This window comes from Neiella marina, assembly GCF_002165625.1.
GTDB lineage: Bacteria > Pseudomonadota > Gammaproteobacteria > Enterobacterales > Neiellaceae > Neiella > Neiella marina.
In genome coordinates, this window is the sequence record NZ_NGNS01000016.1 from 49886 (window position 1) to 68733 (window position 18848).

An 18848-nucleotide genomic window follows, 5' to 3' on the forward strand; every position below is an offset into this window, starting at 1 on the left:
CTAACCTTACTTTTTCAGAGGTGATAAAGACTAAACAAGTTAAGAAATAACGTAAAAGAATTGATTTTGCTTTTTATATTCCAAAAAGAGATAAACAGATAAAAACAACAAGGGCAGCCCGAGGGCCGCCCTTTGTTGAAATTTGCAATGACCTAGCCTTGATTGAGCAACTCTCGCAAATCAATCACCGCGGCATTCGCTCTGGAAATGTAGTTGGCCATCACCAGGCTGTGATTGGCAAGCATGCCGAAACCGGAGCCATTGAGCACCATGGGGCTCCACAGTGCTTCCTGAGTCGCTTCTAATTCGCGGATAATTTGCTGCAAACCGACGGTGGCATTCTTCTTCTCCAAGACGTCAGCAAAGTCGACTTCGACAGCTTTGAACATGACTAACAAGGCCCAGCTGGTGCCACGAGCATGATAGAACACATCATCAATTTTCCACCACGACGTCTGATTGAACTGCAGCTCTGCGATGGCAGTTGATGGATCTTCGTAGCGCTCACTCAACATATCAATGTTGATGCGATCGCGCCCAACACTAGCACTCAAAGCTTGTGAGACCGAGCCCAAACGCTTTTCAACAAAGCGCAACCATTCGTTGAGGTTATCGGCACGAGTGTAAAATTGGGCAGAAAAATCAGCCGGATCAGCAAGTCGCGAGCGGTAGGCCAACAAGGATTTTCTGGCTTTGTCATATTCATCTTCAGCTGCAGGAAACATCCAGCTGGTGTGAGAAATATTCAACGCCGGGTGAGCTGCAGTTAAATCTGAGTCTTCGGTTGATTGCGATTGGCTACGGGCAAAGTCACGGCGCATTGCCAATGCAGTATCTCGGGCGATCTCAAGCACCCCAAATTCCCAGTTCGGCATGTTGTCCATGAAAATACCCGGCGGCGTGACATCATTACTCAAATAACCACCCGGCTTATCGAGCAAATGCTCAATCAACAAAACCAATGCAGTTGTGGAGGTATAACCCGGCACCATCACCACTTGATCTTGTTGCGCTTGCTGCTTCGCAACCGACTCAACATTCGGCACATCTGGTTCGCCACTCCACCATACCGCGATGAAATAGAATACAACGAACAAAAAACCGATTAGAAGGGCAGCACTTTTCCAATATCGTTTGTACACACAGGCCTCACTTAACAGACTTTAGTGATGGTGATGATGGGAGGATTTCAGGTCTTTGAGCGGCGCATCAATGGACAACTGCTGACCATTACTGAAGGTTAGCAAAATTGGAATAGATGTCTTGTCATTAATCGCGGAGTCAATCCCCATCATCATCAAATGGTAGCCGCCCGGCTTTAACTGAACAGCGCCATTTGCAGGAACAACAATGGCATCGACTTGGCGCATTTTCATCATGCCATCTTGATGAACATGCGTATGGAGTTCGAGGCGGTTAGCTAGCTCTGTTTGTCCGCCAACTAGAGAAACAGGCTCTTGACAGGCACTAACGATCGACAAAAATGCAGCAGTATTGGGGACGCCAGGAATGGCGGCACGAACATAAGCATCTTCCACTTTAATCTCACATGCTGAAGCCCAAGTCGCCATCGACGACATCAATAACAATGCGGCCCGTTTAATCACTAATTCACCTACTCGATTGTTTTGCCAGTATGCCGAGCAACTGAACAACCCGACAAAGGGCCTGTCACAATCGTCGACGCATGATTCGATGTAACCAGCATATCAAGTCAGCGTGAAAACTCTAATAATCAGACAAATATAATGACCTTACGCAAACAAAAGGCGAGATCTTCTCTCGCCTTAAATGACTATCTGAGTCTCGATTGAGGCGTAGGCATTAGTACCGCAGCTAGCAAGTAACCGGGAATCATCACCATCGGCATGCTAAAAAGCATCACTAACGCGACAATACGTAACCAAAATCGACTCAATCCCCAGTGGTTCGCAAAACCAGCAATCACGCCAGCTAATTTGCCCTGCACCGGATCACGATATAGTTGCTGATAAGTGTTCATTTCGCCTCAAACTCCTGCTCGTTTGGCATAGTTGCCCCGAGCCCAAATAGATAAAATGTGAAGACCGAACCAAGTCACCAACCACCCTGCTAATGGCAAGCTCCACCACATCATTAATTCAGTTGGTGACAACATGGCCGTTACTCGCTTTTAGCAGTGTCAACAATGACGCTTTGCAAATTCGCCCAAACTTGCTCCAACTGACGAACCGAGCTTTCTCTGATATCGGCTGCTACTTGTTCTGCAACGTCCATTGCCACTTCACTTACGACTCCGGTCAGCTCATCTGCCGAGGCGGCAGGTGCAACAACGCTGGTAGCCAAAGTTAAACCAGAAATAAGTGCGATTTGAATGCGTTTCATGATGTTCTCTCCAATTCCTTTCCTGTCTATTGCAGGACTAAGGGTTAAGTTCAATGTCCAGTGACACTGCGGCGCTTCACTGCGTTACGAAGAGACTATTTCAAGGCTTGTGCCAGAATTGAAAATTATTTTTATCTTGTTGTTATTACTTGATTAAATGAAAAAATTAGCAGTTCTGACAGGACGTTGAGAAAAGGAAGGGTTAGTGAAATTAACTAGTCCATTAGTCAATTTCACAATTTAAGAAGACGTGAAAAGTGGCATCAATCGTAAACCAGTGCCATGGCCTGCTGTAGTACTTCGACACCTTTGTCGTCTCCGCGACCGTTCTCACTAAGATATCGGCGCCAAGCGCGAGCCCCAGGAACAGCCTGATAGAGCCCTAACATGTGTCGAACAATGTTGTTTAAACGGGCTCCTTGGGCGATTTGCTGCTCGATATACGGCAACATGGCTTCAACCACATCTGCGCGGCCGATGGTTTCACCGCCCTCTCGATCAAACATCAACTCTCCGGCTTCAGCCAGCAAATAGGGATTTTGGTAGGCTGCCCGCCCTATCATGACACCATCAAGGTGTTGCAACTGCTCGCGCGCTTGCGCCAGCGTCATAATGCCGCCATTAATCGAGATGTGGCAGGCCGGAAAGTCCTGTTTAAGCTGGTATACGCGGGGATAATCGAGCGGTGGGATCTCGCGATTTTCTTTAGGGCTTAACCCTTGCAGCCAAGCCTTACGGGCGTGAACAATAAACACATCACAACCGGCGTGATTCACGGTACCGACAAAATCGCGGACAAATTGGTAGCTGTCTTGCTCGTCAACGCCAATCCGGTGTTTCACCGTAACCGGCACATCAACCACTTGCTTCATGGCATCGACGCACTGGGCAACTAATTCAGGCTCGGTCATCAACACCGCACCAAAGCGACCTTTTTGCACTCGATCCGATGGGCAGCCAACATTCAGGTTAATTTCCGAGTAACCGCGCTCGGCGCCAATTTTGGCCGCTTTCGCCAAATCCTCCGGATCGCTGCCGCCCAATTGCAAGGCAACCGGCTGCTCAAGTTCATTGAATGCCAAATAATCACCTTTGCCGTACAGAATGGCACCCGTGGTCACCATTTCGGTATACAACAGCGCATCGGCACTGAGCTGACGGTGGAAATAACGGCAATGGCGGTCCGTCCAATCGAGCATCGGGGCAATGGAAAGGCGGCGGTTAAAAGCAAGAGGATCGTTGCTCACAAACAAACTCGGAAAGGTATGAATCAAGGTTGTGCGAAGTTTATCACAGCCATTGGAGTATGACCGCTAAAGTAACGATCAACAGACCTTAGTTCTGTGCTTTGAATTCTTCCGCTAGTTGCTCTGCGACTCGGCCCGGATGCACATCATTGTAGTTTTCCCGAGCTTGCCAAGCTTCCTTGTCGAAATAGTGTTCGACAAAATACTCTGGTACACCAAGTGCTGCAGCACAATGAGTAATTTGATCGGCTTTTTGTTCACGAATACGCTGTAAGTTACGGCTGCGCACCCTACCAAGCAACCAAATGCCTGTGAGCAAAGCAGGCCAGACCAGCGACCATTGCAGGTAATAGCTGACGAACCAAAAGCCTGCTAACAGCAGTACAAATACAACATGACTCACAGAATGACCCTCAACGATGTTAAAAAAAACGCCAACGTTAGCCCTCAGGCCAACTCAATACTGTTAGTTAGATCAAAAACTTACAGACTCGTTTAAAGACGAGCCAGATACACCTTGTGCACACTACCAGCATTGCCTCTCAAAGTATCCGAATCTTTACCATACTAGTCACAGACAATTTCGACTCGTTCGAGGTGGCAAGTGGCGTGCCCACAATTAATTTTAGGATTGATTCAACGGAAAAGCAGGCTTCAGATAAAAGCGTTGGCAGTTGCATTGCTGATTTACTGCATCATAACGCCGCTAGTAGCAGCCGATGAGCAGCCCGTAGCGACCGATTTGCCAAAAGAAGCTACCAAACCCAATAGTTTGACAATCGGCTTACCGTCATTCTCTGCAATTGAAAAAGACTGGTATGGTGATTTTCCCAAGTTAGCGTCGTTCCTTGAGCAGTTTTGGCTTGATATCGGTAAAAAGTACGACATCAGGATCCAATTCAAAGCTACCAGCTTTGCCACTTACCTCGAGGTACTTGAATCTGGCGAAGTCGATGTCATCGCCATCGCTCCCTACGCCGATTCATTGTTTCAAAAAGCGTATTTCACCATCCCATATTTATCGATGAAGCCGGCGGTATACGTCCGCTCAAATCCATCTCGGCATCATAAGGCATCGGCTATTCATGTCCCCGACTTTGCCAACTTCAGCCTGCCGAGTGCCGGTTCGATGCATCGCGTTTTTGGCGACGACTTGGATGACATGCTGTCGCGCCGTAACGATTACTACCTGATCTATTCTTGGATTCCTTGGGTTGCGGAATCGGTGCTAACCCGCCGAGACATGCGGCAAGACTTCAAGCCGCAAAACCAGACTGCACCACCTATTTTCGCTCGCGCAATGATGCTCCGAGATCGCAAACCAGAAGTGGAATTCCTCAATAAAGTGTTTCGTACTATCAACACTGAGGATGCAGCCGCTCTGTGGCAACAAAACATGGGGAGCCAAGAGTCAATATTTCAACTGACCTTGCTTCAGTTAGAAGGCGGCGTAAACCAACAGCTATCGGAATACTTACTTGAAAACCCAGTTACTTACTATGCGGCGATGGAAAGTGGTTATCCTCCTTACGTTGTGCCCGATACTGCAGGGGTTGGAGGCTTGGCAATAGACGTTTTGTCATCCATTGGCAATCGCATGGGCATTGAGTTTCAACCCATTCGAGTCTCCAATGCACGGTTAGCCCTAAAAGCGCTCGATAAGGGTGATATCCAGCTAATGCCAAACGTCTACAAAACGCCGCAACGAGAGGGGCGGTGGCATTTTTCGATTCCGTTTGGCCAATCATCACCGGCGTTTTTGAGTCGGGCGAAAGATAACTTTTCGTCTTTCGAACAACTTTCTGATGCCCGAATCGCGTCTATCAAGGATTACTACGAAAGCCACTTAATGAGCACTCGATTGCCAAACAATGAGTTTCTCCATGTCGACAGTGCCACAGAAGCAACTCAAGCTATTGAAGATAATCGCGCCGATGTTTTGCTAGATGATGAATTAGCAATGATTTATCGCTCCAAGCAAGGTAACTTCGGCGACTTGGTGGTAAACGAAGTCACCGACATTAACGAAGACTTAGCCTTTCGAATGGCCGTTAACCTAAAACACTGGCCTTTAGTCGAATTGGTCGATATTGGTTTGGCAACCTTCTCACCACTGGAGATGGATGAATTACGCCGCAAGTGGGGCAAAACCAGTACCGCTGTCCCCGATGTCAGCATTTTCGACCACAAATATTTTTACAACATCGCCTTTGCCGTTGCATTTATTACCTTTGGCGTATTCCTGCTACAGCGTTTACAAATTCGCCAACGAAAACAAGCTCATCGCGAAGTTGAACAAGCACTCCAGCAAACCCAGCAAGCGCGCCAAGATGCCGAACGCGCGGCTCGTTCACAGAGTGACTTTCTTGCCCGAATGAGTCATGAAATACGAACCCCCATGAACGGTGTACTGGGCATGGCTGAAGCCCTGTCATTTACCTCGCTGAATAAAGAGCAAACAGAGTTATTGACCGTGCTGAATGGCTCAGCCAGAAACCTGATGGCATTGCTTAATGACGTGCTGGATTATTCAAAAATTGATGCAGGAAAACTCACCTTTGAAAAAGCTCCCGTGCAACTAGAAAACCTGCTCAATAGTGTCGTCGACAATTTCAAACACAAAACTCTGTCGAGTGAGCTCGACTTATATTGCAAACTCGATCCGGCACTGAACAAGGTCTACCTTACTGACCCAACCCGCTTGATGCAGGTGTTGAACAATTTGGTTTCCAATGCCATCAAATTCACCCATAAGGGCTTTGTCGAGCTCAACGCACAATTGATTGACGATGCCGCCTCGCAATCAGCGTCGCAAACCGGTTATCACCTTGTCAGGTTCAATATTCGCGATAGCGGTATCGGCATCTCTGCCGCGAAGCAAAATGAATTGTTCAAACCATTCGTTCAAGCCGATATCGACACCACGCGAAAATACGGCGGATCTGGCTTAGGACTTAGCATTTGTAAAGAAATCACCGAAGGCATGGGTGGTCGAATAAGTTTGTCCTCGCTCGAAGGCGTTGGCACCTTGTTTACCGTAGAATTGCAATTAGAGCCTATCAAGATTGAACAAGAAGCGAAGTCGGTAATAGCAGATGAGCTGAGCATCGACCTCGAACCAGCTCCGCAACTCGCTCAACTAAACGTCCTTGTCGCCGAGGATAATCAAGTCAATATCAAAGTGCTAACCAGCCAATTAGCCTGCCTTGGCATCAAGCCAGTCGTTGCGTTAAACGGTCAAGAAGCCTACGAAAAATGGCAGAACGGCGATTTTGATGTCGTTCTGTCAGATTGCCACATGCCAAAAATGGACGGTTTTACCCTAGCTCGAAAAATCTCAGCAGAACGAGACAATCAACACCCTAGGTTAATCGCGACGACCGCTGATGCCCTGAGTGATTCAATACAGCGCTGCCAGCAAGCCGGTTTCGATGACTACCTGTCAAAGCCATTCACCCTCGACACCCTGAGACAGAAGTTACTTTGTTTGCCGCAGGCTACAACGGCTCCCCCTTCATTGGCTAAGGAATCTTCCGACTCCGGCATCCTCAACCGAGCGCATGTCACGGGGTTAATCGGGGACGATAACGAAGTCATTCAGCAAGTACTTCAGGCATTTCTCGAAGAGCAGCATCTAATCGCCGATATGGAGCAAGCATTGGTATCTGATGGCTATTCCAAGCTATCCGAGTTAGCCCATAAAATGGGCGGAGGGCTGCGCTACTTAGGCGCCCAAAGAGCTGTGTCGACATGCAAAGCAATTGAAAATGATGCCAAACAGCAGCGGCCATCGGATTACCACAACATGCTCAATCAATTAGCTGCCGATTTAGAGCAATTGGAAGGAGAGGTAGAACGCTGGCTTACAGATCTGAGCGCCAATCGACCATCATCAGAAGATAAACCGACATGATTACTCGCGAAAGCAAGTTAGCGTCACTTCTAGGCTGGTTTGTGTTGGTGCTTCTGCTTGCTTTTGCACTGCTGGAGTTTGGTGCCAATGTCTGGATTAATAAGCACCGCGAAGGTATTCGCATTAACCGCGCCATTGATAACTATGGCCAAGTTGCGACCAAAGAAATAGCCAGCCAGATCGATCTTCTGCAATTTCTCGCTGACAACTTAGGGCTACACCGTGAAACCATTGATTACCTTCAGAATCGAAGTGGTCATTTTATTGAGCGTTGGCTAAATCCAGCAACACTTGATGCCATGAATGTCGAAGCTATCTTAATTCGAGATGAGCAATCAGCTGAAGTCGCTTATGTCACATCATTAGCCAATAAACACAACCAGGACATCGGCAACCTACTAACCAATCGCCGGTTTTCTATTGCTCGAACAGCTGACGATCAGGGCTTTATTTTCATCGAAGATATGCTCTATATGTATGCCACTTCACCAATCTTTGCCGAGCAGAATGTTGCATCAGCGCCCCGCTCCCATTCGGTGATTCCTGAGCAGACTCCGACGGGTCCTCTTGTTGGCTTTTTTACCGTGTTAAGAGAGTTAGATGACGAGTTACTATCAGAACTCGGCGACAGCTTAGGTATCTACTTAGACGTATCGACCCTGATTCGTCCAAACAATCCAGTTTTGGTGGCGACCAATGAAATCACCGAACTCAAAGTGACTTCGTTTTGGCGCAGTGATAAGGCAATTGGCGCCAGCTTTAGTTCCGAAACACAAAATGGCGAGACTATTCCCATTATTATCGAGACACGGTTCGAACTCCCTCAGGGCAACCTGATGGTCGAAACAGTCACCATGGTGGTCAATGTGGTGGTCTTTGTTATCGTCGCGATGCTAATTCTGATGGCCAATAATCGTTTGATCATTCGACCAATTACCTTGCTATCGGCCAAGCTCCACCAAATGAAAGGGTTTGGCGCCATCGCAGATCTGTCACTGAGCCATAGAAAGGATGAAATAGGCTCGCTGACGCGCTCCATCGACAGCCTGTTGCTGCGTTTATCTCGGCAGCACCGTTACAACCAATTAATACTTGGATCCATTTCCGATGCCCTTTTTGTTGTATCTCCCAACGGTGCCATCAGTTTCGCCAATACCGCCTCTCTAAAGTGGCTGCGACTCAACGAAAAACAGCTCATCGGCCAGCCTATTGACTACTTAATTGAAAGTACCGAACCGGACGCATCAATTGCGCATTTGCTTACCCTTGCCCATCACCAAGACATTAGTCGCTCACTCACAGTGCGCTTAGTTTCAATGCCTGAGACTGTTGATGATATCCATATTCAACTGAGAGCGCTCAGCAGCGAAAGCAGCAACCAAGACATCGTAATCATCGTCAGGAGAGAAGGGTGATGATGTCGCAATCAATGGAAAGCAAGATTGGTTGGCATCTGCTTAGTTTTGCTGCCGTTACCATCGCCATAGCAGTGACCGTCATCAGCGTCACCATTTGGTTTGATAACCGCGAGCGTGAGGAGTTATTTGCCCATCAGTTTAGTGACATTCTCAAAAACCTAGTGGATAACAACTTTTTCCAGTTACAACTGCTAACCAATGACTTTGCATACTGGGATGATATGTACCAATTTGTTGAGCAGCAAAACGCCAAATTCATCGCATCAAATTTCTCTGATGCCAGTCTTGAATCGTCCCTGATCCATGGCGTCATTATCCAATCAGATAGCGGCAGCATTTTGTTCTTTAAAGCCTTACTTAACGAGCACTCACCTGTCCAAACGTTAAATTTGTTTCGCTCGACTCCCCCATCAGAAACCGACTTTGGCTTGCTGATTTCCGGAGGCCAAATCTTCATCTACACCTCGCAACTGATTTCAAATAGCAATAGAACCCAAGAAACAAATGGCAAGCTCGTTTTACTCCGAAGAGCGGTACCAGAACTCAGTCAGCAAATCGCAAAAAGCTTGGGCGTGGAGGTTCGAGTGCAATTAACCGTGCCATCTTTTGTCACGGCTCGATATTCGTTTTCGGATGGTTACTACATCGCTTTACAACAAATAACCAGCATGGAAGGCGTATCAGAAGCGGTCATCGTCAGCTATATGAACAACGGCACCATGATTCCAGCCAAAGTGACCTTGCTATTGCCGAAATACAGCGCCGCTATTTGGGAGCCAATTTTGCTCATCGCCGTGATTATTATTGGTGTGCTGGCAATGTCACTTCTCACTTGGCTATTGATGCGCAAACAAATCATCAAGCCACTAAAATTACTATTGCACTACTTAACCACTTCAGCTTCTCAAACACAGGCTCCCAAGGCCTTAGGGCAACTGCAAGAACTCGGGCAAGTATTGGCTGAGTTTAAAGCGATTCAAACCTCATTACAGCGGCAAAACCAACACCATCAGGAGCTGCTCAACTCGATTACCGATATTGTCGTTACCGTCAATCAGCATGGTCATATTCAGTTTGCCAACAAGCAAGCAGTGGAGTGGCTGGCGATTGACTTACAACAGTTATCAGCCGTCAGCTTGGATTACTTGATTGAATGCACAGACCCAAACCAAAAACCGGTTGCGGCGTGGTTACACACGCTATTGCGGCAACGGCAACAAATCAGCACAAAAACCCATATTCGGCTTTATGCGCGCCCCCAACAACACTATTTGGTTGCCGTCACCGGCTACCCTCCAAATCAAGGGACAGATGAGGATTCTGATCGAGATGAACAGTTGGCTGCGGTAATTATCATTAGCCTATTGGATTAGCTTTATACCATTCGATGAACTGGTCACCTTGTAACGCTGGTGAGTAAACATAGCCCTGCAAAATATCACAGCCCAAGTCTGCTAGTTTGTTGGCCTGTTCTTGTGTTTCTACCCCTTCAGCGACTGTTTTCAATCCCAGTTGTTTGGCCAGTACTAAGGATGCCGAAACCGTTGCTTGATGCTTGTCGCTGGTTAACATGTGACGGACAAATGCCATGTCCACTTTCAATTCATTAAATGGGCTGGTAATCAACTGATGTAAAGATGAATGGCCAGTGCCAAAATCATCAATGGACAGATTGATCTTGTTAATCCGAAGCCGACTCATGGTATCGAGTGACTTGGCTAAATGAGGCGATATTTCGGTTTCAGTCAACTCCAACGTCAAATATTGCGCAGGCAATTGATGTTCGTTCAGAATGGCCAAGACGCTATCGACAAACGCCAACTCCACCATATCCGAAGCAGAAACATTAATCGAAATGTGCAACGGCATACCAAGCTGATGCCAGCGCGCGCAGTCGGCGATACCTTGTTGCAACACTTTTAGCGTCAATTGATGACTCAAGCCCAATTGCTCTATTTGCTGCAAAAAGTGATTGGGCGTCAGCGTACCGTGCTCGGGATGCTGCCACCGAATAAGCGCTTCGGCACCTACAATTTCTCGACTTTTAGCCGCAACATGAGGTTGATAAAAAGGCACCATCTGAGAGGCAACCGCTTCGATAATATCGTCATCACTAAAAGCGTACTGAGGCCAAGATTTCGACTCAGCTTCCTCCACTTGTTGAGCTTGTTTTAACAACCGAAGAATCGCTTGCTGCTGGATTGGTTTTTCAACTTTCGATACATTGTTGATGCCATACCAGCGGGCCATTTGCAGCACGGAGTCGATGATGTTGCTATCAATGGCACTGGTGAGCGCAACAGAGCACTGGTGACTCAAGCCAGCCAAAGCTCGCAAAAACTCAATGCCATCCATTTCAGGCATTTGAATATCGCACAAGATCAAATGGGGCAATGGCTCCGCCTTCAAGTGTTCCAACGCCTCGTGACCATTGGCCGCGATCGCAACATGGCCCGAGGTCAAGCCTTTCACCATGCTCTCCATAAGCCGACTTTGAAAACGATCGTCCTCTAAAATCAATACATTGGCAGTGATCATCGCTTCGATTCCTTTCGTCGCTGATACAACAGGTTCGCTCATTTGGCCTCCCAAAAGTTAGGCTGTCGCTACCAGTGGAGGCGCGTGTGCAATACAAGACGAGTCGACTTGAACAGCTATTAAGCATAGATGTTCCGTACCTATTGGATAAATTTAGTTCATCACGGCAAGTTGGGGAGTCAAACAAAAAAGCTCGATCGGATGATCGAGCTTTTTGATGAAATTAGACTATCGACTAGTTCGCTTGTTTTTCCAGGTAACGACGCCAACAGCCAAAGTGGGTTATCTCAGTTGCGGACTCAATGGCATAGCTTTCACAAATAAAGCTGACACACCAACGACCGTCGGCCAGCTCTACTTTTCCTAAACCCAGTGGCTGTGGAATACCTGCGAGGAAACTGCCCAAATGCGCCAGCGGCATTTGCCAGACTTCCACGGCAATCGCGGCACCGTTTGCTTCATCTCGAATCAAACCAGGACGAAATGGCGGTCCACCGGCCAACGCATAGAAACGGTAATTGGCAGAGGTGGCGGTTTGCTCCAGTAGGGTGGCACCTCGGTCCAGCAATTGGTGATTGAGCGGTAAACCTTGCAAGTGAGCACCACAGACCACCAGCTCAACCATTTCTGCAGTAGCTTCAGCTTGCTCAGCTAACGGCGGCAAGGCCATCTCGGTTGCGCCCAAATTGAAGCCATAGGCTTGCTGTAACTGCCCCGCCATACTCAGCAGCGCGCCATCCTGCCAAGCATCAGCAAACAATGTGATGCCAAACGGCAACCCCGTCGTTTGAAATCCAGCAGGCACGGCAACCGCAGCATAGTCGAGGAGGTTCATGAAGTTGGTGTAGTAGCCGATATTCGAGTTCAACGTAATGGGGTCGGCGTTGACCTCGTCAATCGTGTAGATAGTGCCGGCAGTGGGGGTGACGATGGCGTCGAATTTAGCCAAGATGGCATCGCATTGCACCTTATAGGCTTGCAATTTATACATAGCGTTAAATGCATCAACCGCGGTTTTGCCTTGCGCACCACCGATGATGGTTTCGATCACTGGTAGGCAACGGCTGCTGTCTGCTTCAAAAAACGACTGGATAGCAGCATAGCGCTCAGCCACCCATGGCCCTTCATACAGCAGTTTGGCCGCTTGTAAAAATGGTTCAAAGTCGATCTCGACCAAGGTTGCACCTTGCTGACTCAACTGTTGCAACGATTCGGCGAACAGCTCAGATGCCGACTCATTACCAAAGAACGCCAACTGACTGGCCTTAGGTACCCCGAGAGTCTTACCAGCTAAGCCTTGTTGCGGCAGATAGCTCTCGCTCGTTGATGGCAGTGGTCTGGCGTAGCAGTCATTGCCGTCATACGCACCAGCAATGGCCAGCAATCGTTCAATGTCATCGGTGGTGTGGGCAAATAGCGTCACACAGTCGAGGCTCTTACAAGCGGGCACCACGCCCGAGCAACTCAAGCGGCCCTTGCTCGCTTTCATGCCAACAATGTTGTTAAAAGCGGCGGGAACTCGCCCAGAGCCCGCGGTGTCGGTCCCCAACGAGAAACACACCTGACCGGTGGCAACACTCACGGCGCTGCCTGAGCTGGAGCCACCTGAGATATAACTGGCATCAAAACTATTGCTGACCGCGCCCCAAGGTGAACGTGTTCCGACCAAGCCAGTAGCAAATTGATCAAGATTAGTTTTACCCAATGGCACCGCGCCTGCAGCAATTAATTGCGCCACAACAAACGCCGATTCGGTCGGTTGATAGCTGTATTCTTTGCAGCCGGCAGTCGTTGGCAGATCAGCTAAATCAATGTTGTCTTTAATGGCAAATGGCACACCATAGAGAGGCAGATCAGCGGCCGATTTATCCTCCAAGGCTGCAACGTAGGCCGATAACTGCTCGTCACTGAGCAGACTGAGCCAGCAATTATTATTATCTGCGCGAGCATCATCGAGCTTTTGCTGCAAAAACGTCGCAGGCTTAATCTTGCCCTCGGCATAAGCGGCAAGTACACCACTGACAGTGGCCAGATTCAGTTCACTCATTGTCCAACCTCCGTTGCAACAGTCTGCTCAGTTTCAGATATCACCAGCAAACGCTGACCGGCGTGGACTTGCGCGCCAGCTTGTTGTGTCAGATTGACGACGACACCATCGCTCGGCGCCGTTACTTCCAATTCCATCTTCATCGCTTCTAAAATCATCAATACTTGTCCTGCTTTAACCACATCACCGGGCTTCACCAACACTTGCCAGATATTGCCTGCCACATGACTTTCAACGGCTTGTTCGCCGTCGTTAAGTTGATCGTCGCTGGCTTCAGTTTGGCCAATTGTCTCGGCCTCAAAATTGGCGTCACCACTGTCAATCCAACGCTGCCGCTCCGCTTCAAACGCTTGTTGCTGTTTGGTTTTAAACTGCTGAATTTGTGGCTGATTGGCATCGAGCATGGCCTGATAATCGGCCAGCGAAAACTCGGTCTGTTCAATTTTCACCGGATGCTGACCACGCGGATGCTGCTGGCGGATGGTCAATAGCTCATCGGCACTGACTTCATAGAATTTGATTTGATCGAAAAATCGCAGTAGCCAAGGTTTACTGAATGCTTCGGTAGTCCGGTAGCGATTCCACATTTGCATGGTGCGGCCGACAAACTGATAGCCGCCCGGCCCTTCCATGCCATAGACACACAAATAAGCACCACCGATCCCAACTGCATTCTCCGGTGTCCAGGTGCGGGCGGGATTGTATTTGGTAGTCACCAAACGATGTCGCGGATCCATCGGCGTTGCCACCGGCGCCCCTAAGTACACGTCGCCTAATCCCATCACCAAATAGTTGGCATCGAAGACAATTTGCTTGACCTCATCGACTGAATCCAAACCATTAATACGGCGAATAAACTCAATATTGTCGGGACACCAAGGGGCATTTTTGCGGACCACTTCATCGTATTTTTTGATCGCTAAACGGGTCGCTTCATCGTCCCAAGACAATGGCAGGTGAACCACTCGAGCAGGAACAGTCAGCTGGTCAATATCGCCCAACGCCATTTCGATTTGCTCTAACTGAGCCAATAGATCGGCTTGTGGTAACTGCAAATTGTTGTAGTGAATTTGCAGCGAGCGAATACCCGGGGTGAGCTCAAGCACGCCTTCAATGGCTTGTTCCTGCAATGCCAGCATTAGGGCATGGACGCGAAATCGCAGGCGAATATCGAGCACTTGCGGGCCATATTCCACCAGCAAAAAATCCTCACCGCTGGGTCGGTAAACCACTTGCTCACCATAACAAGCAGCATCAAGGGTTTTCAGTATCGGCGAAGGTAGCGGTTGTTCCGCCGAATAGGGCTCTGCGTCCAACTCGGTTTCTTCAAAGCGCCCTTCTTCAATGGCTAACAGTTGCTGCTTCTCAGCCTGTTCTGCTTGCTCATGGCTGACAGGAACAAAGCGAATGGTGTCGCCCGCCTTGAGTTGCCCCATTTTCCACAAATCGGCTTTGATAATGGTGGCAGGGCAGACAAAACCACCCAAGCTCGGACCGTCAGGTCCTAAAATGACCGGCATATCGCCGGTAAAATCGATGGTCCCAACGGCATAAGCATTATCATGGATATTTGATGGGTGCAGACCTGCTTCACCGCCATCACTACGAGCCCACTGTGGTTTAGGTCCAATCAAGCGCACACCAGTTCGAGACGAGTTAAAATGAACCTGCCACTGGGCATCGAAAAATGCCTGAATATCGGCTTGGGTGAAAAAGTCAGGGGCTCCGTGGGGGCCATATATCACCCGAATGGACCAATCTTGGGTCATCATTGGCGGCTTTGCGATAGCGCTACTGGTCGCGGCCTTTGGCGTGTATTGTTGAGCTAAATGCAAAACATCACCGGCACGCAAAGCGCGGCCACCATGGCCACCAAACTGGCCCAAGGTGAACGTTGATTTACTACCTAGATAATCTGGGCACTGAATCCCTCCGGCGACGGCCAGATAGCTCCGAGCGCCAGCGCCGCTAATTTTACCCAGAGTGAGGGTTTGGCCAGCGGCAACGTCAATCACAGTCCAAGGTGCAATGACTTGACCATCTAACTTGGTATCGATCGCCGCACCACCAATGGCAATTTGGCTATCACTGTTAAAGCTGAGCGTTGGGCCACTGATGATCATTTCCAAGCCAGCGTCAGACTCGTCATTGCCGAGTAGCTGATTGAGCAACCGCGAGGTCAATGAATCCATCGGCCCCGAAGGTGGCACGCCGATATCCCAATAGCCGGCCCGCCCCGGATAGTCTTGGATGGAGGTTTGGGTACCGCCACTGACAACATCGACACTTGTTGGCTGGTAATGGAAGTCATTCAGGCTTCGAGTGAGAACCTTGCCTTGCTGCACCAATTCAGTGGCCAGCAGTTGCGACAAATAACCCAAGTTATGCTCAATGCCATAAAGCTTGGTATCGGCAAGGGCGTTGGCTAAGCCATGGAGCGCTTGCTGACGGTCGACGTCAGTAAAGATGATCTTCGCCAGCATCGGATCAAAAAAGGGTGACACTTCCAACCCCGCCTCAACCCAATGATCAACGCGCAAGCCATCAGTGGCTGGAAAATCAACTTGAGTGAGCAAGCCAGCACAGGGTTGAAAGTTTTTGTTGGCATCCTCGGCGTACAAACGAACCTGAATTGCATGCCCCTGAGGTTTGAGTGTTGGTGCTAACTCGGCCAGTGGCGTGAGCTCACCGGCCCCCAACTCGATCATCCAGCGCACTAAGTCGACGGCAAACACTTGCTCAGTAACGCCGTGCTCTACTTGTAAGCGAGTGTTCACTTCAAGAAAGTAAAACTGCTCTGTTTGTTGGTCCAGCACAAATTCAACGGTACCCGCATTGCGGTAGTTGACCTGTGCCGCCAATCGAATCGCGGTATGTTGCAGGGCCGAGCGGGTGTCATCAGACAAATGCGGCGCAGGGGTTTCTTCGATGACTTTCTGGTTCCGACGTTGTGCCGAACAATCACGCTCGCCTAACGCAACGACCTCGCCTTGGCCATCGCCGAAGATCTGTACTTCGATATGGCGAGCGTGCTGAATGAATTTCTCCAGAAACAAACCGGCATTGGCGAAATTGTTTTCGCTCAAGCGCTTGACCGACTCGTAGCTATCACACAACTCATCAGCAGTGTCACAGCGTTGCATGCCAATGCCACCGCCACCGGCAGTGCTTTTCAGCATCACCGGATAGCCAATCTGCTCTGCTTGCGCTAGCGCTTGCTCTAGCGAGTCGAGTAATCCGGTCCCCGGCAATAGCGGCACCGAGGCTTGCTCGGCCAACGCGCGCGCTTCATGCTTGAGGCCAAAGCCGTTCATCTGGGCAGCAGTGGGACCGAGAAAGACCAGCCCAGCCTGCTCACAACGCTCGACGAAGGTTGGATTTTCACTCAGAAAACCATAGCCGGGATGAACCGCTTGGGCACCAGACTGAGCCGCGATGGCCAGTAACTTGTCTTGATCAAGGTAGGTTTGAGCGGCTGCGCCATCACCCAAGGAGTAGGCTTCATCAGCTTGCGAGACATGCAAACTATCGGCGTCAGCTTCGGCATACACCACCACGCTTTTGACGTTCATGGCTCGCAACGTCCGAATAATGCGACAAGCAATCGCGCCGCGATTGGCAATCAGCACTTTTGCAAACATAGGTCATTCACCTTTGCTCAATTTGATCAACGTTTAACCCAGCGCTATCCAACTTCATCAGCGAACTTGGAACTTCGATTGGCTTGGCAATGTCCGTCATATTGTTGTGCGAGAAGCTCTTCAACAACACGGCGAACATTGCCGCTAGAAATCTGCGTATCAGCTGTTCAATTTGAGTCTTTATTTCGGGTCGTCCCGAGATGAATAGCGGGCGTTTAACGGGGTCGTCCCCTGCCCAGTTGGTTCATTGTTTCAATTAGTCCCAGATCAGCACTTCAACCGGAGTCGGGTTGTAAGCATTGCAGGGATTATTCAGCTGTGGGCAGTTCGATAGCAGCACAATCACATCCATCGCCGCTCTTAGCTCAACATACTTGCCCGCACCACTAATGCCGTCTTCGAAGGTTAAGCCACCCTGCTCAGTAATAGGCACATTCATAAAGAAGTTGATGTTGTGGGTAATATCGCGCTTGCTCATGCCAAATTGCTCGTTTTCCGCAACTGCGAGAAGCCAGCTATCGCGACAAGCATGCATGCATTTTTTGTCGATGGCGTAGCGCACCGTATTGCTTTCCGTCGCGCAAGCACCACCCAAGGTGTCGTGTCGACCGCAAGTATCGGCGACAATTTCCAACATCAGGTTACCTTCATTGGATAGCAGCTCGGTGCCTGCTGTTAAATAGACATTACCCTGCTCTCGAATAGTATCCATGGCGCTATAGCGCTCCGATGGATCGTGGGCGTTATAAAACAAAGTATCGGCTGCCTGATTGCCTTCCAGATCGAGAATTCTTACTGTCTGACCGGCCTTGACCACTTTCATGTAGTAATCACCGGCATCGACCACATCTCGTTGTACTGCGTGTTCTGCGAGCAAGTTACTCTCTTTAATCATCGACTTGTCTCCTAACAACAGCCAGTACTATGGCCCGAATGAGCCAAATAACGGCGGTTGTTCTCGAAGCCTCGACCATTTTCTGGTCGCGAATTAAGGCACGTATCGTCATCAGCGACAGCAGCCGACTTGACCATACTGAGTTGCACCGAATGGCGAGGGTATTCGGTAGCTGGATTCATCGGATGAGGGCAGGTTGTAAACACCACCAAGGTGTCCATCTCAAAGCGCAATTCAATGACATTGCCAGCTTTGCTGTGCCCAGTGGCAAACTGCAAATTGCCCTCAGCATCGGTATGCACTTTACTGAACAGGTTTAAATTCGCCGCTAGGTCTTTTTTACCTAAGCCATATTTGGCAACTTCAACTAACAGGGCGTCATAACCATTTTGCTTCCAGCTGTTGCGATCAGTCTGGTAATCGCGCTTACCCCATTTGCTGGCAACCTTAGCTTTATTGGCAACGCCCGCTACGGAATCGATCCAACCGGTATCATCGCGAGTAATCGAGCAAAATACCCGGCCCATGTCGGAGTACAGGCAATGCCCTTGGGTCAGTTTGAAGGTATGCTGACACTTGAGGGTATCTGGCGCATTGTAGCGCTCTAGCAGATTATTGGGGTTGTAAAACAACATACTCAGATTGGCGCCACCATCGGGATCGGTGAGCACCAAGGTATGCCCTTGTGGAACCACCATCGACCAGTGTGCCGCTGGCGGTATCACATCAGTAAAAATTGTATCGGCCATAAAAAATCCTCTAACTCAGCTACGCGTTTGATTGTT

The 18848-nt window shown here is 49.2% G+C and carries 14 protein-coding genes; 3 read left to right on the forward strand and 11 right to left on the reverse strand.

Translation table 11 applies throughout. The annotated features are described in order from the left end of the window. Positions 1-152 precede the first annotated feature (152 nt). The 6 genes from CBE68_RS12580 to CBE68_RS12605 all read right to left on the reverse strand — a co-directional run bounded on the left by CBE68_RS12580 (position 153) and on the right by CBE68_RS12605 (position 4014). A complete protein-coding gene (locus tag CBE68_RS12580) occupies positions 153-1142 on the reverse strand; it encodes a DUF2333 family protein (RefSeq protein WP_087506447.1) in 990 nt (329 codons plus the stop codon). Positions 1143-1163: 21 nt separating this feature from the next. Continuing rightward, positions 1164-1607 carry a copper chaperone PCu(A)C gene (locus CBE68_RS12585; protein ID WP_143824554.1) on the reverse strand — a complete coding sequence of 148 codons (444 nt, stop codon included), beginning with the start codon at positions 1605-1607 and terminating at the stop codon, positions 1164-1166. A gap of 188 nt (positions 1608-1795) precedes the next feature. Next, positions 1796-2002, reverse strand: coding sequence for a PspC domain-containing protein (locus CBE68_RS12590; RefSeq protein WP_087506449.1), 207 nt, complete (start codon positions 2000-2002; stop codon positions 1796-1798). A gap of 140 nt (positions 2003-2142) precedes the next feature. Continuing rightward, a complete protein-coding gene (locus CBE68_RS12595; protein WP_087506450.1) occupies positions 2143-2364 on the reverse strand; it encodes a hypothetical protein in 222 nt (73 codons plus the stop codon). Between the two features lie 263 nt (positions 2365-2627). Beyond that, positions 2628-3611 carry a tRNA dihydrouridine(20/20a) synthase DusA gene (gene dusA / locus CBE68_RS12600; protein WP_269844731.1) on the reverse strand — a complete coding sequence of 328 codons (984 nt, stop codon included), beginning with the start codon at positions 3609-3611 and terminating at the stop codon, positions 2628-2630. A gap of 88 nt (positions 3612-3699) precedes the next feature. Continuing rightward, positions 3700-4014, reverse strand: coding sequence for a hypothetical protein (locus CBE68_RS12605; protein ID WP_087506452.1), 315 nt, complete (start codon positions 4012-4014; stop codon positions 3700-3702). A gap of 264 nt (positions 4015-4278) precedes the next feature. On the opposite strand from CBE68_RS12605, the gene CBE68_RS12610 reads away from it, so the two are divergent. The 3 genes from CBE68_RS12610 to CBE68_RS12620 are packed head-to-tail and all read left to right on the forward strand — an operon-like array spanning position 4279 to position 10315. Next, entirely contained in the window at positions 4279-7524 is a 3246-nt protein-coding gene (locus CBE68_RS12610; RefSeq protein ID WP_087506453.1) for an ATP-binding protein, read from the forward strand. Beyond that, on the forward strand, positions 7521-8939 hold the full coding sequence (locus tag CBE68_RS12615; protein ID WP_087506454.1) for a CHASE4 domain-containing protein: 1419 nt from the start codon (positions 7521-7523) through the stop codon (positions 8937-8939). Before CBE68_RS12610 ends, CBE68_RS12615 begins: the two co-directional genes overlap by 4 nt. Then, entirely contained in the window at positions 8939-10315 is a 1377-nt protein-coding gene (locus CBE68_RS12620; RefSeq protein ID WP_087506455.1) for a CHASE4 domain-containing protein, read from the forward strand. The genes CBE68_RS12615 and CBE68_RS12620 overlap by 1 nt, the downstream gene beginning before the upstream one ends. Here the strand turns inward: CBE68_RS12620 and CBE68_RS12625 are convergent. The 5 genes from CBE68_RS12625 to CBE68_RS12645 form a co-directional block, all read right to left on the reverse strand. Then, on the reverse strand, positions 10299-11522 hold the full coding sequence (locus CBE68_RS12625; RefSeq protein WP_087506456.1) for an EAL domain-containing response regulator: 1224 nt from the start codon (positions 11520-11522) through the stop codon (positions 10299-10301). The two genes, CBE68_RS12620 and CBE68_RS12625, sit on opposite strands and share 17 nt — an antisense overlap. Positions 11523-11715: 193 nt before the next feature. Continuing rightward, positions 11716-13527, reverse strand: coding sequence for an allophanate hydrolase (gene atzF, locus CBE68_RS12630; protein WP_188708243.1), 1812 nt, complete (start codon positions 13525-13527; stop codon positions 11716-11718). Next, complete coding sequence (gene uca, locus CBE68_RS12635) at positions 13524-17168, reverse strand: urea carboxylase (protein WP_087506457.1); 3645 nt, start codon at positions 17166-17168, stop codon at positions 13524-13526. Before uca ends, atzF begins: the two co-directional genes overlap by 4 nt. Positions 17169-17424: 256 nt before the next feature. Next, on the reverse strand, positions 17425-18063 hold the full coding sequence (locus CBE68_RS12640) for an urea amidolyase associated protein UAAP2 (protein ID WP_087506458.1): 639 nt from the start codon (positions 18061-18063) through the stop codon (positions 17425-17427). An 11-nt stretch (positions 18064-18074) separates the two neighbouring features. Then, the gene (locus CBE68_RS12645) at positions 18075-18812 is read right to left on the reverse strand and encodes an urea amidolyase associated protein UAAP1 (RefSeq protein ID WP_087506459.1); all 738 of its coding nucleotides are present in this window, start codon (positions 18810-18812) and stop codon (positions 18075-18077) included. Between the last annotated feature and the right edge of the window lie 36 nt (positions 18813-18848).